At 51.8% G+C, this 20867-nt stretch carries 19 protein-coding genes; 16 read left to right on the top strand and 3 right to left on the bottom strand.

Annotated features, from left to right (window positions below; translation table 11 throughout):
- Positions 1–2 precede the first annotated feature (2 nt).
- The 5 genes from dnaE (at position 3) to BCF53_RS10525 (ending at position 8300) form a co-directional block, all read left to right on the top strand.
- Positions 3–3509: a DNA polymerase III subunit alpha gene (gene dnaE, locus BCF53_RS10505; RefSeq protein ID WP_132701694.1), complete on the top strand. Its 3507-nt coding sequence runs from the start codon at positions 3–5 to the stop codon at positions 3507–3509.
- 162 nt (positions 3510–3671) lie between these two features.
- Positions 3672–4625 (top strand): acetyl-CoA carboxylase carboxyltransferase subunit alpha, encoded by a 954-nt coding sequence (locus tag BCF53_RS10510; RefSeq protein WP_132701695.1) that lies wholly within the window; start codon positions 3672–3674, stop codon positions 4623–4625.
- A 111-nt stretch (positions 4626–4736) separates the two neighbouring features.
- Positions 4737–5204, top strand: a complete 468-nt coding sequence (locus BCF53_RS10515; protein ID WP_132701696.1) for a GNAT family N-acetyltransferase — start codon at positions 4737–4739, stop codon at positions 5202–5204.
- Between the two features lie 10 nt (positions 5205–5214).
- Positions 5215–6552 (top strand): tRNA lysidine(34) synthetase TilS, encoded by a 1338-nt coding sequence (gene tilS, locus BCF53_RS10520; RefSeq protein ID WP_132701697.1) that lies wholly within the window; start codon positions 5215–5217, stop codon positions 6550–6552.
- A gap of 122 nt (positions 6553–6674) precedes the next feature.
- Complete coding sequence (locus tag BCF53_RS10525) at positions 6675–8300, top strand: CTP synthase (protein ID WP_132701698.1); 1626 nt, start codon at positions 6675–6677, stop codon at positions 8298–8300.
- 8 nt (positions 8301–8308) lie between these two features.
- Here BCF53_RS10525 and BCF53_RS19565 read toward each other — a convergent pair whose 3' ends face one another.
- Positions 8309–8443 carry a hypothetical protein gene (locus BCF53_RS19565; RefSeq protein WP_279389135.1) on the bottom strand — a complete coding sequence of 45 codons (135 nt, stop codon included), beginning with the start codon at positions 8441–8443 and terminating at the stop codon, positions 8309–8311.
- A gap of 14 nt (positions 8444–8457) precedes the next feature.
- Between BCF53_RS19565 and eno the strand changes: the two genes are divergently transcribed.
- The 9 genes from eno (at position 8458) to rpoS (ending at position 16004) form a co-directional block, all read left to right on the top strand.
- Positions 8458–9759, top strand: coding sequence for a phosphopyruvate hydratase (gene eno, locus BCF53_RS10530; RefSeq protein WP_132701699.1), 1302 nt, complete (start codon positions 8458–8460; stop codon positions 9757–9759).
- 128 nt (positions 9760–9887) lie between these two features.
- Positions 9888–10166, top strand: coding sequence for a septum formation initiator family protein (locus BCF53_RS10535; RefSeq protein ID WP_132701700.1), 279 nt, complete (start codon positions 9888–9890; stop codon positions 10164–10166).
- Positions 10166–10858, top strand: a complete 693-nt coding sequence (locus BCF53_RS10540; protein ID WP_132701701.1) for an IspD/TarI family cytidylyltransferase — start codon at positions 10166–10168, stop codon at positions 10856–10858. The genes BCF53_RS10535 and BCF53_RS10540 overlap by 1 nt, the downstream gene beginning before the upstream one ends.
- The gene (gene ispF / locus BCF53_RS10545; protein WP_132701702.1) at positions 10858–11349 is read left to right on the top strand and encodes a 2-C-methyl-D-erythritol 2,4-cyclodiphosphate synthase; all 492 of its coding nucleotides are present in this window, start codon (positions 10858–10860) and stop codon (positions 11347–11349) included. The genes BCF53_RS10540 and ispF overlap by 1 nt, the downstream gene beginning before the upstream one ends.
- A complete protein-coding gene (gene truD, locus BCF53_RS10550; protein ID WP_165901886.1) occupies positions 11346–12386 on the top strand; it encodes a tRNA pseudouridine(13) synthase TruD in 1041 nt (346 codons plus the stop codon). The genes ispF and truD overlap by 4 nt, the downstream gene beginning before the upstream one ends.
- Positions 12379–13050, top strand: coding sequence for a protein-L-isoaspartate(D-aspartate) O-methyltransferase (locus BCF53_RS10555; RefSeq protein ID WP_132701704.1), 672 nt, complete (start codon positions 12379–12381; stop codon positions 13048–13050). The genes truD and BCF53_RS10555 overlap by 8 nt, the downstream gene beginning before the upstream one ends.
- The gene (locus BCF53_RS10560) at positions 13050–13919 is read left to right on the top strand and encodes a DUF368 domain-containing protein (protein ID WP_132701705.1); all 870 of its coding nucleotides are present in this window, start codon (positions 13050–13052) and stop codon (positions 13917–13919) included. Before BCF53_RS10555 ends, BCF53_RS10560 begins: the two co-directional genes overlap by 1 nt.
- 191 nt (positions 13920–14110) lie before the next feature.
- The gene (locus BCF53_RS10565; RefSeq protein ID WP_132701706.1) at positions 14111–14917 is read left to right on the top strand and encodes a peptidoglycan DD-metalloendopeptidase family protein; all 807 of its coding nucleotides are present in this window, start codon (positions 14111–14113) and stop codon (positions 14915–14917) included.
- Between the two features lie 52 nt (positions 14918–14969).
- The gene (gene rpoS / locus BCF53_RS10570; protein ID WP_243645814.1) at positions 14970–16004 is read left to right on the top strand and encodes an RNA polymerase sigma factor RpoS; all 1035 of its coding nucleotides are present in this window, start codon (positions 14970–14972) and stop codon (positions 16002–16004) included.
- 104 nt (positions 16005–16108) lie between these two features.
- Here rpoS and fdxA read toward each other — a convergent pair whose 3' ends face one another.
- Together fdxA and mutS are read right to left on the bottom strand one after the other, a co-directional pair.
- Positions 16109–16432 (bottom strand): ferredoxin FdxA, encoded by a 324-nt coding sequence (fdxA, locus tag BCF53_RS10575; protein WP_132701707.1) that lies wholly within the window; start codon positions 16430–16432, stop codon positions 16109–16111.
- 126 nt (positions 16433–16558) lie between these two features.
- A complete protein-coding gene (gene mutS, locus BCF53_RS10580; RefSeq protein ID WP_132701708.1) occupies positions 16559–19132 on the bottom strand; it encodes a DNA mismatch repair protein MutS in 2574 nt (857 codons plus the stop codon).
- Positions 19133–19207: 75 nt separating this feature from the next.
- Between mutS and BCF53_RS10585 the strand changes: the two genes are divergently transcribed.
- Both BCF53_RS10585 and recA read left to right on the top strand, forming a co-directional pair.
- The gene (locus BCF53_RS10585) at positions 19208–19678 is read left to right on the top strand and encodes a CinA family protein (protein ID WP_132701709.1); all 471 of its coding nucleotides are present in this window, start codon (positions 19208–19210) and stop codon (positions 19676–19678) included.
- A 72-nt stretch (positions 19679–19750) separates the two neighbouring features.
- Positions 19751–20809, top strand: a complete 1059-nt coding sequence (recA, locus tag BCF53_RS10590; RefSeq protein ID WP_132701710.1) for a recombinase RecA — start codon at positions 19751–19753, stop codon at positions 20807–20809.
- Positions 20810–20867 lie beyond the last annotated feature (58 nt).

A 20867-nucleotide genomic window follows, 5' to 3' on the forward strand; every position in this document is an offset into this window, starting at 1 on the left:
TCATGACAAGCTTTGTACATCTGCGAATTCACACCGAATATTCCTTAATTGACGGCATTGTGCGCATCAAACCTCTGGTGGGCGCGATTGCTGAGGGTGGCATGCCGGCCGTTGCCGTTACCGATATCACCAACTTCTTCGGCCTGGTTAAGTTTTATAACGCCGCGCTCGGCGCGGGTGTTAAGCCTATTCTGGGTGCCGACCTCTGGCTTGAAAACCCTGCGGAGCCGCGTGAACCGTACCTGATGACGGTATTGGCCTGCAGTGAGAAAGGCTATCGCAACCTTACCGAACTGATCTCCGATGCTTATCAGACCAATCAACATGATGATAAAGCCATCGTCAAAGCCGAATGGATTGAACAGAAACAACAGGGTTTGATTCTGCTTTCCGGCGCCCGCCGTGGCCAGGTTGGCCAGGCGCTGTTGCGCGGCAAGCCTGAAAGTGCAGAGGCCATAGCCGAGCATTGGCAGGGTATTTTCGGCGACCGTTTCTATCTTGAACTGCAACGCACCTCGCGGGAAAAAGACGAGGCCATTGTGCAGGGCAGCCTGCAGATTGCCCGTAAGTTGTCGATTCCGGTCGTGGCCACAAACGATGTTATGTTTCTGGAGCGTGAAGACTTCGAAGCCCATGAAACCCGGGTGTGCATCAACGAAGGCGTAACGCTGGAAGACCCGAAACGGGTTAGAAATTATTCCGAAGAGCAGTATCTGAAATCGCCTGAAGAGATGGCCGAGCTGTTTTCCGACATCCCGGAAGCAATCGAAAACACCCTGCTGATTGCCGTACGTTGCTCGGTAACGGTCGAGCTGGGTAAGTATTACCTGCCTGACTATCCGGTACCCGAAGGCATGACCATGGACGATTACTTCCGCAAGTTGTCGGCCGAAGGTCTGGAAAACCGCCTGAAGGTTGCGCTCAACCCGGAACAGTCAGACTATCAGGAACGTCGCAAAGACTATTTCGACCGGCTGGAATTTGAGCTCGATATCATTATCCAAATGGGCTTCCCCGGTTACTTCCTGATCGTGATGGACTTTATCCGCTGGGGTAAAGAGAACGGGGTCCCGGTTGGCCCGGGTCGTGGTTCCGGTGCTGGCTCGCTAGTCGCCTGGGTGCTCGATATTACCGATCTTGACCCGCTGGAATACGACCTGCTGTTCGAACGTTTCCTTAACCCGGAACGTGTCTCCATGCCCGACTTCGATGTCGATTTCTGCATGGATGGCCGTGAACGGGTTATTCAGTACGTGGCCGACACCTATGGTCGTCAAGCGGTTTCCCAGATTGTCACCTTCGGCACCATGGCGGCGAAGGCTGTGGTGCGCGATGTCGCGCGTGTTCAGGGTAAGCCGTTCGGTTTGGCCGACAAGCTCTCCAAGCTGATTCCACCCGATCCGGGTATGAAGCTGGGTAAAGCCCTGGACGAGGTAACCGAGCTTCGTGAGTTCCTGAAGGAAGACGAAGAGGCCATGGAAATCTGGGAAATGGCCCTGAAGCTGGAAGGCATTACCCGCCAGACCGGTAAACACGCCGGTGGTGTGGTGATTGCGCCGACCAAGCTGACAGACTTTTCTCCACTGCTGTGTGATGAAGACGGCAGCGGCCTGGTGACTCAGTTTGATAAGAACGATGTTGAATCCGCAGGCTTGGTTAAGTTTGACTTCTTGGGTTTGCGAACACTCACCATCATCGACTGGGCGCTGAAAATTATTAACCCCCGGCTGAAGGCGGAGGGTAAAGAAGAAATCGATATTGCCCGCATCCCGCTCGACGATGAAGCCGCCTTCGATTTGCTGAAAGAGGCTAAAACCACCGCGGTATTCCAGTTGGAATCGCGTGGTATGAAAGACCTGGTGAACCGTTTGCAGCCAGACTGCCTGGAAGACATGATCGCACTGGTGGCACTGTTCCGACCAGGGCCTCTGCAGTCAGGCATGGTAGATAACTTTATTAACCGTAAGCACGGTCGTGAGGACATCTCTTACCCGGATGCGCAATACCAGCACGAACTGTTGAAGCCTATTCTGGCTCCGACCTACGGCATTATTCTGTATCAGGAACAGGTGATGCAGATCGCCCAGGTACTCGCTGGCTATACGCTGGGTGGCGCAGACATGCTGCGTCGTGCCATGGGTAAGAAGAAGCCGGAAGAGATGGCCAAACAGCGCGCCGTTTTTAAAGAAGGCTCGATCAACAACGGCATCGATGGCAACCTGGCGATGAAGATCTTCGACCTGGTGGAAAAATTCGCCGGCTACGGCTTCAACAAATCGCACTCGGCAGCCTACGCGTTGGTGTCTTATCAGACCCTCTGGCTGAAAACCCACTACCCGGCTGCCTTTATGGCGGCAACCATGTCGTCGGAATTGCAGAATACTGAAAAGGTGGTGATCTTCGTTGAGGAATGCCGACAGATAAACATCGATGTACTGCCACCGGATGTTAACGAGGGTGAGTACTACTTTACCGTGAATGAAAACAACCAGGTGATTTATGGCCTGGGCGCGATTAAAGGCGTGGGTGAAGGCCCGGTTGAGGCGATCGTAGAGGCCCGTAAACAGGGTGGCCCGTTTACCGATCTGTTTGATTTCTGTGATCGCATTGATTCGCGCAAGGTGAACAAGCGCGCCATTGATGCTCTTATCAAAGCCGGTGCGCTGGATAACATTGGGCCAAACCGCACCGTAATGCTGACAGCCATGCCCGATGCCGTTAAGGCCGCGGAACAGCAAGCCAGCAATCAGGCGGCGGGTATACTGGATATGTTCGGTGAACTGGAGGCAGAGCAGAACGGTGACGTATACGAGCAGTATATGGATGTCTGTGAAGCCTCGCTGAAGGAGCGGCTGGCCGGCGAGAAAGAAACCCTGGGGCTGTACCTGACCGGTCACCCGATTGATGAATTTGAGGCAGAAGTGCGGCAGTTGGTATCGATGCGGCTTTCCGATATCGAAGCTTCCGGTGAGGAGCTGAAGCGTTTCCGGCGTGGGAACGTGAAAACACTTGCCGGCCTGGTGCTGGGTGTGCGCACCCGACAAACCCAGAAGGGCGATACCATGGCAATCGTCACGCTCGATGACCGCAGTGGCCGCATTGAGATGACGCTGTTTGGCGAAGCTTATCAGCAATTCAAGGATCGGCTCGAGCCCGATACCGTTGTCGTGGTGGAAGCCGAGCTCGGCTGGGATGACTACAGTGACCGGCCGCGGATTCGTACTCAAAGCCTTTACTCACTCGAAGAAGCCCGTCAGAAGCTGATCAAGGGAGTGGAATTCCGGGTCGATGCCGGTTCTGCCCGAGCGTTTATGAATGAATTGCAGGAGCTGACTCAAAGTAATCTGCCCGAAGGGCAGGGCTGTGAAGTTTGGATCAAATACCAGAACGACTGGGCAAACGGCGAGATTCGCCTGGGCAGCGAGCATCGTATTCGCCTCGAAGATGAAATGCTGCACACGCTTAAGCAACGTTTTGGTGATGGCGGCTACAAATTCAGGTACCAGTAATTGTTTACTTTTGTTCATAGCTAAATCTTCACACCTGATCTTGTTTGATCTGAAGCAAATCTTTAAGGTGGCGTCTATCCTTTGGTGTACCGTGACTGCAATGGATGCCGATGCACCGATAACTTGCCAGTCACACGAATTTTGTCGTTAATGGGAAATATGATGAATCCGGATTATTTAGACTTTGAACAACCGATTGCAGAGCTCATCTCTAAAATTGATGAACTCCGATTGGTGGGAAACAGGAACGATCTGAATATTTCAGCGGAAATCGACAAGCTCAGTGCACAGGCGACTAAGCTGACCAGTCAGATTTACGGCAAGCTGTCTGCGTGGCAGATCTCGCAGGTTTCTCGCCATCCTAAGCGCCCTTATACACTCGATTACATCAAGGGCGTGTTTACTGAGTTTGATGAATTACATGGTGACCGCCACTACGGTGATGATCAGGCCATTGTGGGCGGGGTTGCCCGCCTGAATGATTTGCCGGTTATGGTGATTGGTCACCAGAAAGGCCGCGAAATTGAAGAAAAGGTTCGCCGCAATTTCGCCATGCCCCGACCGGAAGGTTACCGCAAGGCCCTGCGCCTGATGCAGATGGCTGAACGCTTCAAGATGCCGGTGATCACCTTTATCGATACCATGGGCGCTTACCCGGGTATCGGTGCTGAAGAGCGCGGCCAGTCGGAAGCCATTGCCTACAACCTGCTGAAGATGTCTTCACTGAAAACACCGATTATCGCAACGGTGATTGGTGAGGGTGGCTCTGGCGGTGCATTGGCGATTGGTGTCTGTGACCATCTGAACATGCTGCAATACAGCACCTATTCTGTTATTTCGCCGGAAGGCTGTGCATCGATCCTCTGGAAAACCGCAGACAAAGCCGCAGAAGCGGCGGAAGCCATGGGGATTGCGGCTCACCGTTTGAAAGAGCTGGGAATTGTTGATCAGATTATTGATGAGCCGCTGGGTGGCGCGCATCGAGACTTTGATGCCATCAATGAAAGCGTGAAGAACGCATTGACTCAGCAGGTGGATGTACTGCGCCAGCAGCCTATCGAAGATTTGCTGGAGCGCCGCTACAAGCGCCTGATGTCATACGGCGTACAGGCCTAGTCCAATTCTGATTCTGATGGCCGGAGTGGTGCTTTTCCGCTCCGGCTTTTTAATGCCCGGCTTTCTACCCTCTGCTGCGAAAATCGATTAACCTGCATTAGGAATGTGTTTTTGGGTAAGCATAATTTGATCCGTGAAAAATATTCCGATCCGGTATTTGGTGATTCAGTCGGCTTGGTTTACAACCGCATGATCCGCGCAGAGGAGGCTCTGGAAAGCGTTCCGGCCTGCCTGTTTGATATTATTCTGCTGAACGGAATGCCGATCGGACAAATTGACCTGCGAATGGGCCATTCGCCCATGCTCGTGCAGTACGGTGGCCAGATCGGCTACGGCATCCGCCGCGGTTTCCGTGGTCATGCCTATGCAACCGAGGCCTGCCAGCTGCTCAAGCCGATTGCACTGGAAGCCGGCTTTACGGAGCTGTGGATTACCTGCAATCCCGATAATATCGCCTCTGTTCGTACCTGTGAAAAAATCGGAGCCACCTACGTTGAGCGGGTAGATGTTCCCCGGGCGTCTGAATTGTGGCGGCGCGGTGACCGTGAGAAACTCCGCTTTCTTTGGCAATTAACTTAGGGTAGCTATCTTGTCTTATTCCTCCGGCTGGTATGACGCCTTTTTTCACGACTTCAAAGCTGATTTATCCCGCTTAGGCTCGACGCATTTCTTTGTTGGCTACAGCGGCGGGCTTGACTCCCGGCTTTTGCTTGAGCTGGCCTGCCGGGCTGTCGGGCCGGAAAATGTCACCGCTATTCATGTGAATCATGGTATTTCAGTCAGTGCAGATGACTGGGCGGAGCAGTGTCAGCAGGTGTGCAGTGCGCTGGCTTGTGAGATAAAGGTTTGCGCTGGCGAGGTCGTACCGGAAGGCAGTGGCCTGGAAGCGGCCGCGCGGGAGTTCCGCTACCAGCAGTTCAGGGAACTGCTGCCTGAAAATGCCGTTTTATTACTGGCGCATCACCTGGATGACCAGGTTGAAACCTTTTTTCTGCGTTTAATGCGTGGTGCCGGTCCGCATGGGCTTAAGGCGATGGCGTCACTGGCTAGCCGCGACCACTACCGGCTTTACCGGCCATTGCTGAGTTTGAGTAAGCAGCAGCTGATCGATTACGCTAACGAGCTGAAGCTTACCTGGATAGATGATGAGTCCAATGCCGATCTGTCTCTGGACCGGAACTACCTGCGCCATCAGGTTTTGCCGCGCTTTGAAGAGCGCTGGCCGGGTTACCGGGAGCGTGTGCAGAACGTTATTCGTCTGCTGGATGAGCCGGAGTCCAGTGCTAATCCGGTATCCGTCGATGAAGCGCTGCAGCACCGGCTGAGTTTTGACGATGGCCTGAAACTGGTTCAGCTCGATGATTTCAGTGACGACCAAATACTAAGCCTGCTGCACGCCTGGCTGACGGCTATTGGCCAGCAGGTACCCTCACGCGACCGGCTGCAGGCGATCTACAATCATGTTATCAAAGCCCGGCCCGATGCTACCCCCGAGGTGCGTCTCGGTAACGGGGCGATTCGCCGTCATGGTCCGGCCATTTATTGGGTGAAAGATATGGCAGAGGTGGGTGCGCCGCCTTTGGTATCTGATCAGCAGTTACAGCCATGGGCTGGAGTCGGCGAAGTCCGGCTGGTTGAAGTCAGTCGCGGTACTGAGCGTATCAGGGCTGATTTGCCCGATTTGCACTGGCGAACCCGTACCGAAGGCGAAACGGTTAAGCCGATTGGGCGCTCCAAATCCCGCGATTTAAAACGCCTGCTTCAGGAATATCGGGTGAAACCCTGGCTGCGTTACCGGGTGCCGATCCTATACAGCGGCGATCATCTGGTCGCGGTCGGCGATTTGTTTATTGCTGAAGAATTTCAGGCTGCGGTGGGTGAAACCGGTTACCGGGTAATCTGGCAAAATAATGTAATTCCAGATTGAGCAAAATTTGCTTTTTTGCTACTCTGGCCTCCCATCTTAAATAGCTAATTACCCTTAATTTTCCGAACCTTTGGAGCCCTGTCGCTTCACGGGTTTTCTTTGTTTTTTTGATGGGATCTTATATGACTCGTTATATTTTCGTTACCGGTGGTGTTGTTTCTTCATTAGGGAAGGGCATTGCCTCAGCGTCGTTAGCCGCCATTTTGGAAGCGCGTGGGCTAAAAGTTACGCTTCTTAAACTTGATCCCTACATTAATGTTGACCCCGGAACGATGAGTCCGTTTCAACATGGTGAGGTATTTGTTACTGAAGATGGCGCCGAGACTGACCTGGACCTGGGTCACTACGAACGCTTCGTCAATACCACCATGACCCGCCGCAATAACTTTACGACCGGCCGCATCTATCAGGATGTGCTGCGTAAAGAACGCCGTGGCGACTACCTGGGCGGTACTGTTCAGGTTATTCCTCATATTACCGATGAAATTAAGCGCCGCGTTATTGAAGGTGCCGGTGACGCTGATGTTGCGCTGGTTGAAATCGGTGGTACGGTCGGTGACATCGAATCCCTGCCGTTCCTGGAGGCTGTTCGTCAGCTGAAGATCGAACTGGGCAGCCGCCGTGCGCTGTCTATGCACCTGACACTGGTGCCTTATATCGCCACTGCCGGTGAAGTAAAAACCAAGCCGACCCAGCACTCGGTGAAAGAGCTGCGCACCATTGGCTTGCAGCCGGATATCCTGATCTGTCGTTCTGAGCGTCCGATTGGTAAAACCGAGCTGCGTAAGATCGCACTGTTCACAAACGTTGAAGAACGCGCCGTTATTCCACTGCTCGATGCCGATACTATTTACCGCATTCCTGGCATGCTGGCGAAATCGGGATTAGACGCTATTGTTGTTGAGAAGTTTGGACTGGAGTGCGCTCCAGCCGACCTTTCAGACTGGGACGATGTGACCGACCGTAAGCTGAATCCTGAGAATGAAGTCACCATTGCTATGGTTGGCAAGTACATGGATCTGCTGGATGCCTATAAGTCTCTGATCGAAGCGATTGATCATGCCGGTATCCGCTCGCGTACCAAGGTGAAAATTAAGTACATCGATTCTGAAGATGTGGAAAAGAACGGCGTGGAAGTACTCGCCGGCGTATCCGGTATTCTGGTGCCGGGTGGCTTTGGCCATCGTGGTGTTGAAGGTAAGATCCTGTCGGCGCAGTATGCGCGTGAAAACAAGATTCCATACCTGGGTATTTGTTTGGGTATGCAGGTTGCGGTGATCGAGTTTGCCCGCAATGTTTGTGGTTTGGAAGGCGCTCACTCGACCGAGTTTGACCGTCAGTCGCGCCATCCGGTGATTGGTTTGATTACCGAGTGGATCGAGGCCGATGGTAAGGTTGTTGAGCGTGATGAAAGCACCGATCTGGGCGGCACCATGCGCCTGGGCGGCCAGGAATGCCAGCTGACAGAAGGTACGCATTCCAGGGAAGCGTATGGCGAACCGCGCATTGTTGAGCGTCATCGTCATCGTTATGAAGTAAATAACCATTATGTGGCAGACTTGGAAAAATCCGGTTTGGTTATTGCCGGTCGCTCGCAAGATGGAGCGTTGGTGGAAATTGTTGAGAATCCGGATCATCCATGGTTCGTTGCCTGTCAGTTCCACCCTGAATTTACTTCGACACCAAGAAAGGGCCACGGTTTATTTAGTGGTTTTATTTCAGCGGTGTTAAAGCATGATGCTGTTTGATGTCTGATTTAGGGGGCGTTTTGGTGAATTTCACCTTGGCTATCCCCTAATTCTGTAACAAAATTACATTTTGATTGACCCTGAACAAGATATTGTTCTGCCAAATCCCAACAATATGGCGCGATTTGGTTTTTATTACTCATTGGAGAGTCCTGAAATGGCGAAAATTGTAGATATTAAAGCTCGTGAAATCATTGATAGCCGTGGTAACCCAACGGTTGAAGCTGATGTTGTACTGGAAGGTGGCGCGAAAGGTCGTGCAGCTGCTCCATCTGGTGCTTCTACTGGTTCTCGCGAAGCTCTGGAACTACGTGATGGCGACAAGAGCCGCTTCTTAGGTAAAGGCGTACTGAAAGCCGTTGCCGCTATTAACGGTCCAATCCGTGAAGCTCTGATCGGTAAAGACGCTCTGAACCAAGCTGAAATTGACCAGGTTATGATTGATCTGGACGGTACTGAGAACAAGTCCAACTTCGGCGCTAACGCTATTCTGGCGGTATCTCTGGCAAACGCTAAAGCAGCTGCTGCTGAGAAAGGTGTTGAGCTGTACGCGCACATTGCTGACCTGAACGGTACTTCTGGCGTTTACTCTATGCCTCTGCCAATGATGAACATCATCAACGGTGGTGAGCACGCTGACAACAACGTTGATATCCAGGAATTCATGATCCAGCCTGTTGGTGCCAAGACTCTGAAAGAAGGTCTGCGTATCGGTGCTGAAGTATTCCACAACCTGGCTAAAGTACTTAAGTCTAAAGGCATGAGCACAGCTGTTGGTGACGAAGGTGGTTTCGCGCCTAACCTGGAATCTAACGCTGCTGCACTGGCTGCAATTAAAGAAGCTGTTGAATTGGCGGGTTACGAGCTGGGTAAAGACGTTACTCTGGCTATGGACTGTGCTGCTTCTGAGTTCTACGACAAAGAAGCTGGCAACTACAACATGAAGGGCGAAGGCAAGATCTTCACTTCTGAAGAGTTCAACGTATACCTGCAGGGTCTGGCTAACGAATACCCAATCGTTTCTATCGAAGACGGTCTGGACGAGTCTGACTGGGACGGCTTCAAGCACCAGACTGAACTGCTGGGCGACAAGTTGCAACTGGTCGGTGACGACCTGTTCGTAACCAACACTAAGATTCTGGCTGAAGGTATCGAAAAAGGCATCGCTAACTCTATCCTGATTAAATTCAACCAGATCGGTTCTCTGACTGAAACTCTGGCTGCAATCAAGATGGCTAAAGACGCTGGCTACACTGCAGTGATCTCTCACCGTTCTGGTGAAACTGAAGATGCAACCATTGCTGACCTGGCGGTTGGTACTGCTGCTGGCCAGATCAAAACAGGTTCTATGAGCCGTTCTGACCGTGTTGCTAAGTACAACCAGCTGATCCGCATCGAAGAGCAGCTGGGCGACAAAGCTCCTTACAATGGTCTGAAAGAAGTTAAAGGTCAGGCGTAATTGTAATGGCAGATTCTGAAGGTATCCGCAGCGATACCTTCAGCTAAATGCTTGATTTTAAAAAAGGGGGCTTGGCTCCCTTTTTTTTATGCGTGAAAATAAGCGCACTCATAAGGAAGGTTGAACAGATGCGCCTTGTACAAATTGCATTGCTGGTACTGATCGTCATGCTTCAGTATCGATTCTGGTTTGCAGAAAATGGCCATGCAGATAAAAAACGCCTGGAAAAAGAAATCGCAGCCTTAGAACTGGAATTAAAGGTGCAAAAGGCGACAAACGATAAGCTCAGAGCCCGTGTGGCAGATTTAAAATCCGGTGATGATGCGGTGGAAGAGCTCGCCCGTCAGGATCTCGGGCTGGTTAAGCCGGGAGAGACCTACATCATCGTTGTAGATGAGAACAACTAATGGCCGTTCATTTTCTTTTTCCCGCCGGTGGGGTAGGCAGCCGTTTTGGCTCTGATCAGCCCAAGCAGTTAACAGAGATTGCCGGCAGGGCCGTGATGGCCTGGACTCTGAATGCCTGTTTTGAAACCGACCGCAAGGGGCGTGCCTTCATCGGCTTGTCAGCAGAAGATGCAGCCGGTCAAGCCATCGCTGCCGGGTATGATGAGCTTGAGGTGTTCACCGCCGGTGGTGAGCGCTTTGAAACCGTTTTGAACGGTCTGAATCATATGCTTGAATCTGTTCATCCATTTGATTGGGTGCTGGTACATGATATTGCCCGCCCATGCGTTCAGGCGATAGATATTCAGCGGCTAATTGATACAGTACTGGTTACCCAGATGGGCGGTATTCTGTGTCAGCCGATTACCGATACCGTCAAGCAGGCCAGCTCTCTGCAGGGTATTCCGAAAACCATTGATCGCTCAACGCTGTGTGCCGCCCAGACACCGCAGTGCTTTCGTGTGCAGGAGCTGCGCGATGCCCTGCGTAAAGCGCTGGATGACGGAGTGAACGTGACCGATGAAGCCTCTGCAATTGAGCATATTAGCCAGCCCATGAATCTGGTGGTTGGCTCGTCGGATAACATTAAACTTACTCACCCGGAAGACGCAGCGCTGGTTGAGTTTTACTTAACGCAACAAGGCAGAATTTAATGTTCAGAATTGGTCATGGCTACGATGTTCATAAGTTTGACCCGCAAAGCAGCGAGTGTTTGATAAAGCTCGGCGGTATCGATGTTCCCTCGCATCAGGCGCTACTCGCCCATTCAGACGGTGACGTTGTTCTTCATGCCCTAACCGATGCCCTGCTGGGTGCAATTGCAAAAGGTGACATCGGTGAGCACTTCCCCGATACCGACGAGCAATGGAAAGGGGCTGATTCCGCTGAGTTATTGGTCGAGGTATACAGGTTGGTGACGGTTGAGGGCTACCGGCTGATGAATGCCGACATTACCATTGCCGCACAGGCGCCGCGTTTGAAAGATTATAAACGGCCCATGGCCGAGCGAATCGCTGAGCTGCTGGGTACGGCTGTCGGCAACATTAATGTAAAGGCGACCACAACCGAGAAGCTTGGCTTTGTTGGCCGAAAAGAAGGGATCGCTGTAGATGCGGTATGCCTGCTGGAGAAATCAGCCACGTGAATCTGAAATTTGACTGGCCGCGTGCCCATCGTTTTGACATTACTGAAGGCAGGATTAAACAGCTACCCGAAGATTTCGTCGTTATTGAGCGACTGCCGGAAGAACCCTGCGGTGAAGGCGAGCATCTGTGGCTAAAAGTCAGAAAAACCGGACAAAATACTCAGTGGCTTGCAAAGCAACTTGCCCGCTGGGCGAACGTAAAGCCTCGTGATGTCAGCTTTGCCGGCTTAAAAGATCGCCAGGCTGTGACTGAACAAACCTTTTCCGTGCACCTTCCCGGCAAGACAGACCCGGATTTCAGTACCCTGAATATCCCCAATGTCGAAATTCTCAGTGCCACCCGTCACTCCAGAAAGCTGAAAACCGGTCAGTTGATTGGTAACCGCTTTGTGATTCGTATTCGCGACTCGCAGCTGCCGGCCAACCTGCTTGAACAAAACTGGCAGCAGATCACCGAAGCCGGGGTGCCGAATTACTTTGGTGCTCAGCGCTTCGGCATGGGCGGTCAGAATGTGGAAAAGGGTATTCAGCTACTGAATGGCGCTCGCTTCCCAAGGCACCTGGAATCACTGTTCCTGTCTTCGGTACGCTCCTATCTGTTTAACCTGTTGCTCGCTGAGCGTGTAAAGGCGGGTACCTGGAACACGCTTATCCCCGGCGACTTCGCACAGTTTACCGAGGGTAAAGCAGGCTTTTACTGCGAGCACCCCTCTGCTGATGATACTGAACGCTGTGTGCAGGGGCGGCTATCACCCAGCGGCAGCTTGCCTGGTCTTTCCAAAGATGAATTCACTGCGCTGGATGATCGGGAAGGCACTGTACTGGAAAGCTTTCAGACTGTTATCGAGGCTCTGCACGCCAAAAAGGTCAGCCGTCACTTCCGGAAGTTCAGGGTTATACCCGAGCAACCGCACTTTGAGGTTATCGACGGCGACCCGGTCATCTCCTTTTTTCTGCCGGCCGGCTGCTTTGCTACTTCCGTGATTGCAGAGCTATGTCAGTTAACGGAAGGCGACGGAACCGAATGCCATGAGTAAGTCGTCGAATCGCGTTCATGGTATTGGTATGACCTCTGCCCGCACCCGTACCCGCATGATCGATCGTCTGGTTGAGCAGGGAATTACCAATTCAAAGGTGTTGGCCTGTTTCGAAGCCGTACCCCGGCACCTGTTTGTTGATGAGGCACTGGGCCACAAAGCCTACGAAGATATGTCGGTGCCTATTGGCTACGCACAAACGCTGTCGCAGCCCTATATCGTTGCCAGAATGTCTGAGCTTGTTATGCAGGCGCCTCACCATGAACGGGTTCTTGAAATTGGTACCGGCTCTGGCTTTCAAACCTGTGTGCTGGCGAACCTGGTCGATGAAGTCTGCTCCGTTGAACGTATTAAGCCGTTGCAGGAAAAGGCGCGTGAGCGACTGGCCACACTGAAGCTGAGAAATGTGCGGCTGAAACTGGATGATGGATTCTTTGGCTGGCCGGAAGAAGCCCCTTTTGACGTAATTATCGGCACAGCAGCACCCCATGAGCCTCCGAAGGAATTGCTCGATCAGCTGATCCCTGACGGCGGCCGACTCATTATGCCCATCGGTGAAGTAGATCAATATCTGACGGTTATTGATAAAAACGATGACGAACTAGTGATACAGAAAATTGAACCGGTTGTTTTTGTACCGATGTTGAGTGGAGTAAAAAAATAATGCGCAAGCAAGCTATCGGCTGGATATTAAAGGGCGCGGCCATGGGCGCTGCCGATGCGGTCCCGGGTGTTTCCGGTGGAACGATTGCATTAATCACCGGCATTTATGAACGCTTCATTGCCGCACTGGCAGGCATTCGCCCCGCTTTACTGCCCCTGGTGATACAGGGTAAATGGAAAAAACTATGGCTGGAGGTGGACGGTAATTTCTTGCTGTGCCTCGGTATCGGTATTCTGTTCAGCCTGATCACCGTGCTAAATCTGCTGCATGTACTTTTGGCTGTGGCTGCCCCGGTTGTCTGGTCTTTTTTTATGGGGGTTATTCTACTCTCGCTGGTTCATTTGGTGCGTGAGCATCAATGGGGCACTAAAGATCTGCTGCTGTTTGCGTCGGGGCTGGCTATGTCGGTTATGTTGGTGTTTATGACGGCCATAGATGCTGGCTCAAGCCCGCTTGTGTTGTTCCTGGGCGGTGCGCTGGCCATTTCCGCAATGCTGCTTCCGGGTATTTCCGGATCCTTTATTCTGTTGCTGCTCGGTATATACCCGCAAGTGGTGGAGGCCGTGCATGAAAAAGACCTGATGGTCATCCTTTGGGTTGGCCTGGGTTGTGTAGCCGGCATATTAAGTTTCAGTAAATTTCTTCAATGGCTGATGTCCCGCTGGCATGATTCGGTGCTAAGTTTCATGTTGGGTGTCATAGCAGGCGCACTGATTAAGGTGTGGCCATGGCAAGGTGGCGGCAGCTGGTACGGCCCCTTGTCTTATGAGGTACAAACAGGGGAAGCTGCCTGGTTGCTGATCAGTGTTTTGGTATTTCTGTCCGGCTGCCTGCTTACCCATTTTCTATACAAAAGGTCAGGTGTTTGAATTAAATCAAGTCGGTTCTGCCAATTAAATCTCAAAATGCACTTAATCTGCTTGATTGGTTAGACTTATTTGGAATTAAAGTTTTATTTTAAATTTCTTTTTAGTATGTTCTGATAGGTTTTAACGGCGTTCATCCGAAGTTTTCACTGTAGAACGCATCCAGACTCGAGGTGATATATACAGTGTTTTGTGTGTCAAAAAACAGTATAGTTTTTGTCATTATTCTGATGCTGACATCCTGTTTGAACAGTGAACGTTATGCTTCTCTGGAAAAACGGGGCACGCCCGATTGGCAGCAAACCAAGCCTGCGGCTAAGTCGGTACAGCCTTCAAATTACAGGCCGGACTATTACCTGGTTAAACCGGGTGACACCCTTTACTCCATAGCCTTCCGTTTCGGGCTGGACTATAAAAAGCTCGCGAAAGCTAACGGTATCGGCTCAGATTTTCGGATATTTGAAGGTCAGTCGCTCAAACTGAGCGAACAAATTCCAGTCTCTAAAACCGCGTCTGCTTCGGTAAAAACCACTAAAACGACCAAGAACAGCAGTGTTCAGAACTCGGTTACAAATACTAACAGTCAGAAAAATGACGCTTCTGTGAAAGCGAGTCTAAATGACAAGTCTAAGGCGGCATCATGGGTTTGGCCGCACGACGGGAAAATAGTGCGAGCTTTTAGTTCCAGGGTGTCGGATAGAAAAGGCATTGATATCGGCGGTCGAATTGGAGATTCTGTAGTTGCAGCGGCGACAGGAACTGTCGTTTATGCAGGTGATGGACTACCCGGTTACGGCAATCTGATCATCGTTGAACATACGAATTCCTTTTTAAGCGCGTATGCCTTTACAGAGAGAATTCTGGTAAACGAGAAAGATAGCGTAGCTGCCGGGCAGAAAATCGCAACGATGGGTAAGCAGGGAGACCAGCCCGGCTTGCACTTCGAAATTCGTCAGGATGGTAAGCCGGTAAATCCTATTCAGTATTTGCCGAAGCGTTAAAGACTTCACCATTCTGACCGATATAAGAAGCTCAGCAAAACAGGTGAATACTATGACTGAACTCAGGGATAATGCCGCTAATATTGCCGACGACCAGATTACAGCCTTCAAAGATTTAATGTCCGGGGCTGAATTTGAATCAGAAAATTCTCACGTTGAAAAAGAAGATTATAACGGCTTCGATTCTGACGATTCCTCGAAAGACGAAGGTGAGTTTCAGGAGGCGCTCAATGCCAATGGAAACCTACAGCGTTCTCTCGATGCTACACAGCTTTACCTGAACGAAATCGGCTTCTCGCCGCTGTTAAGCCCGGAAGAAGAGGTTTACTTTGCCCGTCTGGCGCGTAAAGGTGAGCCTGCCGGTCGTAAGCGCATGATCGAAAGTAACCTGCGTCTGGTCGTGAAAATTGCACGTCGCTACCTCAATCGCGGTCTGACACTGTTGGATCTGATCGAAGAAGGTAACCTCGGTTTAATCCGTGCAGTCGAGAAGTTTGACCCCGAGCGTGGCTTCCGCTTTTCAACCTATGCTACCTGGTGGATCCGTCAAACTATTGAACGGGCCATCATGAATCAGACCCGCACCATTCGCCTGCCGATTCATGTTGTAAAAGAATTAAATGTTTACCTGCGTGCTGCCCGTGAGCTGTCTCAGAAGCTGGATCACGAGCCTACGCCGGAAGACATCGCGTTTCTGCTGGAAAAACCGGTAGAAGACGTTAAGAAAATGCTCGCACTGAACGAGCGCGTAACCTCTGTCGATACACCTATTGGCCATACCTCCGATAAAAACCTGTTGGATACCATTGCTGATGAACGAGCCAATGACCCTTCTGATGCACTGCAGGAAGATGATCTGAAGGCCAGCATTGATCGCTGGTTGGACGAGCTGTCAGAAAAGCAGCGTGAAGTGGTCGCCCGTCGCTTTGGTCTGCGTGGCTATGAAACAAGCACTCTTGAAGATGTAGGCCGTGAAATTGGGTTAACCCGTGAGCGTGTTCGCCAGATTCAAGTCGAGTCTTTACGCAGGTTGCGGGATATTATGGAGAAGCAAGGGCTGACTTCTACCGCACTGTTTGGAGTTTAGAACCTGAAATAAGCTATCAGGCTGCAGTACTTTAGCCCGCTTTACGCGGGCTTCTTTCGTTTTGCGGTATTGAAAACCACAAAGGAGGCAGGCAGGTTTCTGGATTAGCGCTCTAATGCAGCGCGTTTGCCGGGAACGCCGTTTTGTTCATCCGCATCCGGCAGAGGGTCTTTCTGCTCAGTAATATTTGGCCAAACCTCTGCCAGCTCAGCGTTCAGTTCGATAAAGTCGATTTGATCCGCCGGAACCTCATCTTCAGACAGGATGGCTTCGGCCGGGCATTCTGGCTCGCACAACGCACAATCGATGCACTCATCCGGGTGAATAACCAGAAAATTTGGACCCTCATAGAAGCAGTCTACCGGGCAGACCTCTACGCAATCGGTGTATTTGCACTTAATGCAGTTTTCTAAAACAACAAATGCCATTGAATTATCTCTTCCTTAGTTTTGGCTAATAGTAGTGCCAGAGTTTGGATGCCTCAATTAAAAATTCAGGTCATTAAGTATGGGCGTTATTCTAAAAGTGAATAAACAACGCCAGTGACCTGCTTTTTACAGCTTGTCCCGTTGTTGGTACAGCCATTCCAGCGCCTGTCTGGGTGTTAAATCGTCAAGGCTCAGTGCTCTCAGGCTTTCGGCCACTGGGTGTTCTGATACCGCAAACAGGTCTGCCTGGGCGGGAATGTCGCCCTGTGTTACCGGTTTGGAAGCTGCCGCAGGTGCTGGTGTGCCTTCAAGTGTATCGAGTTTGAATTTTGCCTGAGTAATTACTTCTGTTGGCAGGCCAGCGAGCCTGGCTACCTGTATACCATAGCTCTGGGAAGCCGGTCCGGGTTGAACGCGATGCAGAAAGACCAGTTTGTCCTGGTGCTCGGTGGCATCGAGGTGAACATTGCTGGCCGCGCTGAATGTTTCTGCCAGGGCTGTCATTTCAAAGTAGTGGGTGGCAAAGAGGGTCAGCGCTTTTATCTCGCCGACCAGATGACTGGCGCTGGCCCAGGCCAGTGACAGGCCGTCAAAGGTGCTGGTTCCGCGACCGACTTCGTCCATGATAACCAGGCTTTTATTGCTGGCGTTATTGAGGATGCTGGCGGTTTCTGTCATTTCTACCATAAAGGTAGAGCGGCCGCCTGCAATGTCATCGGAAGAGCCCATACGAGTGAAGATGCGATCGAGCTGGCCAATGCTGGCGGACTCTGCCGGTACATAGCTGCCAATTGAGGCGAGCAGCGCGATGACCGCAACCTGGCGCATATAGGTCGATTTACCGCCCATGTTGGGCCCGGTAATGACCTGCATACAGGTTTCCGGCGTTAGTTCGGTATCGTTCGGTACAAATGGCGTTTCCAGCAGCGATTCCACAACCGGGTGTCGGCCGGCTGAGATTTTAATGCCCGGTTCTGCGGAAAGGCTCGGCGCTGTCCAGTTGAATTTGTCAGCGCAGGCTGCCAGGTTGGTCAGAACATCCAGCTCAATCAGGGCCTGACAAAAGGTTTGCAGCGGTAACAGGTCGCCAGCAAGCGTTTGTACCAGCTGGTCATAAAGGAACTTCTCCCGTGCTAAAGCCCGGCTTCGCGCACTCAGGGCTTTATCCTCAAAGGTTTTCAGCTCCGGGGTTATAAAGCGTTCGGCATTCTTCAGGGTCTGACGACGAATGTATTCTGTTGGCGCGTCACCAGACTGGGCTTTACTGATCTCAATATAGTAGCCATGAACCCGGTTATAGCCGACCTTTAGGGTCGAGAGCCCGGTGCGCTCGCGCTCACTGGTTTCCAGGTTGGTTAAGAATTCACCGGCATTGCTGTCCAGTCCGCGCAGCTCGTCCAGTTCGGCATCATAGCCTTCGGCGATGACGCCGCCTTCGCGAATAACCACCGGAGGGTTTTCTTTAATTGCTGCAGATATTTCTTTCAGCCATGCAGGGTTTGCCTGAAGTTCGCCCTTCAGCCGGTTCAGCAGCGGTGAATCGCATTCTGCCAGCTGTGCCTGTAATGCCGGGATTGCCTCCAGCGCTTCGCGCAGACGGATTAAATCGCGCGGGCGTGCCGAGAGCAGGCCAACCCGGCTGAGTACCCGCTCGACATCGCCGATCGGCTTCATAATGCTGATAAATTGTTCGAAGCGAAAATCACCCAGCAGAGTGCTTACTGCTGCCAGGCGATCGTTAAGTGTATTGTGCGAGCGCAGTGGCCTGTTGAGCCAGCGCCGCAGCATGCGGCTGCCCATTGCTGTGCTGCACATATCCATCAGTGCAAACAGGGTGTTTTCGGATTCGCCGCGGATGTTGATGTCAATTTCCAGGTTTCGGCGCGTGGCAGCATCCAGGATTACGCTGTCATTGTGGTATTCGGGCGTCAGAGATCGAATATGGGGCAGGTCGCTTTTCTGGGTTTCGCGGGCGTAATTGAGCAGGCAGCCGGCTGCGCAAATGGCGCTGTGCATTTCATCGACCCCGAAACCGCTCAGGTCTTTAGTGCCCAGCTGAGAGGTCAGGTTTTCTATTGCGCTGTCGTAATCAAACAGCCATTCCGGTTGTGCCCGAAAGGCGGGTTTGGCGTAGATTTCAGGCGGCTGAGCGCCTTCCGAATAGAGCAGTTCGCTGGGTTTCAGGCGCTCCAGCTCACTGGTTAAATCCTGCGCGGTTTTCAGTTCCATCAGGTTGAACCGGCCACTGGCCATATCCAGTGTTGCCAGGCCCCAGTTGCTGTTTACCGTGTATATTGCGGCCAGAAGAGATTCTTTTCTGTCCTGAAGAAAGGCTTCGTCACTGAGCGTGCCTGGTGTCAGTACTCTGACAACCTTACGCTCTACCGGCCCTTTGCTGGCAGCCGGGTCGCCGACTTGTTCGCAAATCGCAACGGTACGGCCGGTCTGCACCAGTCGGGCTATGTAGCCTTCCGCTGCGTGGAACGGAATGCCGGCCATGGGGATCGGTTCACCATTGCTGTGGCCGCGCTTGGTCAGTGTAATGTCGAGCAGCCTGGAGGCTTCTTTGGCGTCGTCAAAGAACAGCTCATAAAAGTCACCCATTCGGTAAAACAGCAGATCGTCAGGATGCTGCTTCTTTAATTTGAAGTATTGCTGCATCATGGGGGTGTGTTTTGCGGTTGCGTCTTGCTTGCTCATGCTTTACCAAGTGTCTGAAATTTACGGACCGGCAATGGTATGCCATTCCGGTTTTAATCAAAACCCGGAGGCTATATGCAGATTGATGAATTAGCGCGCTTATTGGTTGCACGGAATGAAACTCTGGCAACGGTAGAGTCCTGCACCGGCGGTGGAATCGCCAAGTTGTGTACCGACCTGGCAGGTAGCTCCGAGTGGTTTCTGGGCGCCGTTGTGACCTATTCAAACGAGATGAAAATTAAGCTGGGTGTACAGTCCGCAACCATTGAGCAGTATGGCGCGGTCAGTTGTGAGGTCACAGAGCAGATGGCCGAATGCGGCCGTAACTATGCTGCTTCCGCTTGGGCACTGTCGGTCAGCGGCATTGCCGGACCGGGTGGTGGCACTGAATCCAAGCCGGTTGGCACGGTCTGTTTCAGCTGGGCAAATGGTAAAAAAGTATGGTCTGAAAAAAGACTCTTTAGCGGCGATCGCCAGCAGGTACGCGACCAGGCAGCGGATTATGCCTTGGTGCGATTAGTTGAATTGCTGAGCAAGCAAAATTAGCGCTTGTCAGCCTGAATCAAATTATGACAATATACTGTTTATTCATACAGCCTTTAATTCGGAAGAACGATTATGGACATCAATAAAGAAAAAGCTTTAACCGCGGCATTAGGTCAAATTGAACGCCAGTTCGGTAAAGGCTCGGTTATGCGCCTGGGCGATAAAGACCAGCTGGATATTCCGGCAATCTCAACCGGCTCGCTGGGTTTGGATATTGCGCTCGGTATTGGTGGCTTGCCTAAAGGTCGGGTTGTTGAGATCTATGGTCCTGAATCTTCCGGTAAAACTACACTGACGCTGCAGGTTATTGCAGAAGCACAGAAGGCCGGTGGCACCTGTGCGTTTGTCGATGCTGAGCACGCTCTGGATCCTTCCTATGCCCAGAAACTGGGGGTTAAGGTAGATGATCTGTTGGTTTCCCAGCCGGATACCGGTGAGCAGGCACTGGAAATCGCCGATATGCTGGTGCGCTCCAATGCTGTCGACGTCATCGTTATCGACTCGGTCGCGGCTTTGGTTCCTAAGGCAGAAATTGAAGGCGAAATGGGTGACCACCACGTTGGTTTGCAGGCACGATTGATGTCTCAGGCGCTGCGTAAAATTACCGGTAACATCAAAACCGCCAACTGTCTGGTGATCTTCATTAACCAGATCCGTATGAAGATTGGCGTTATGTTTGGTAATCCGGAAACCACCACGGGTGGTAATGCCCTGAAGTTCTACTCGTCTGTTCGTTTGGATATCCGTCGTACAGGTACCATCAAAGACGGTGACGAAGTAGTGGGCTCCGAAACCCGCGTTAAGGTCGTGAAGAACAAGGTGGCTCCACCGTTTAAACAGGCAGAGTTCCAGATTATGTACGGCCAGGGTATCTACCATATGGGTGAGGTGATCGACCTGGGCGTTAAGATCGGCCTGGTTGAAAAATCGGGTGCCTGGTACTCTTATAAGGGCAACAAGATCGGCCAGGGTAAGGCAAATGCCGCACGCTTCCTGAGTGACAACATGGAAATGGCCAATGAGATTGAGACCGCTGTTCGGGCTAAGTTTCTGGATAAAAAAGACCCGGAACCTGCCAAGGCTGAAGCAGAAGCAGAGCCGGCTAAGCCAAAAGCCAAAGCTAAGGGCTGATCTCGGGTCTGTAAGCGCAATCCAAAGCCTGCTAATTGAGCGGGCTTTTTGGTTTTTA

Origin of the sequence: Reinekea marinisedimentorum (genome assembly GCF_004341165.1) — a bacterium.
GTDB lineage: Bacteria > Pseudomonadota > Gammaproteobacteria > Pseudomonadales > Natronospirillaceae > Reinekea > Reinekea marinisedimentorum.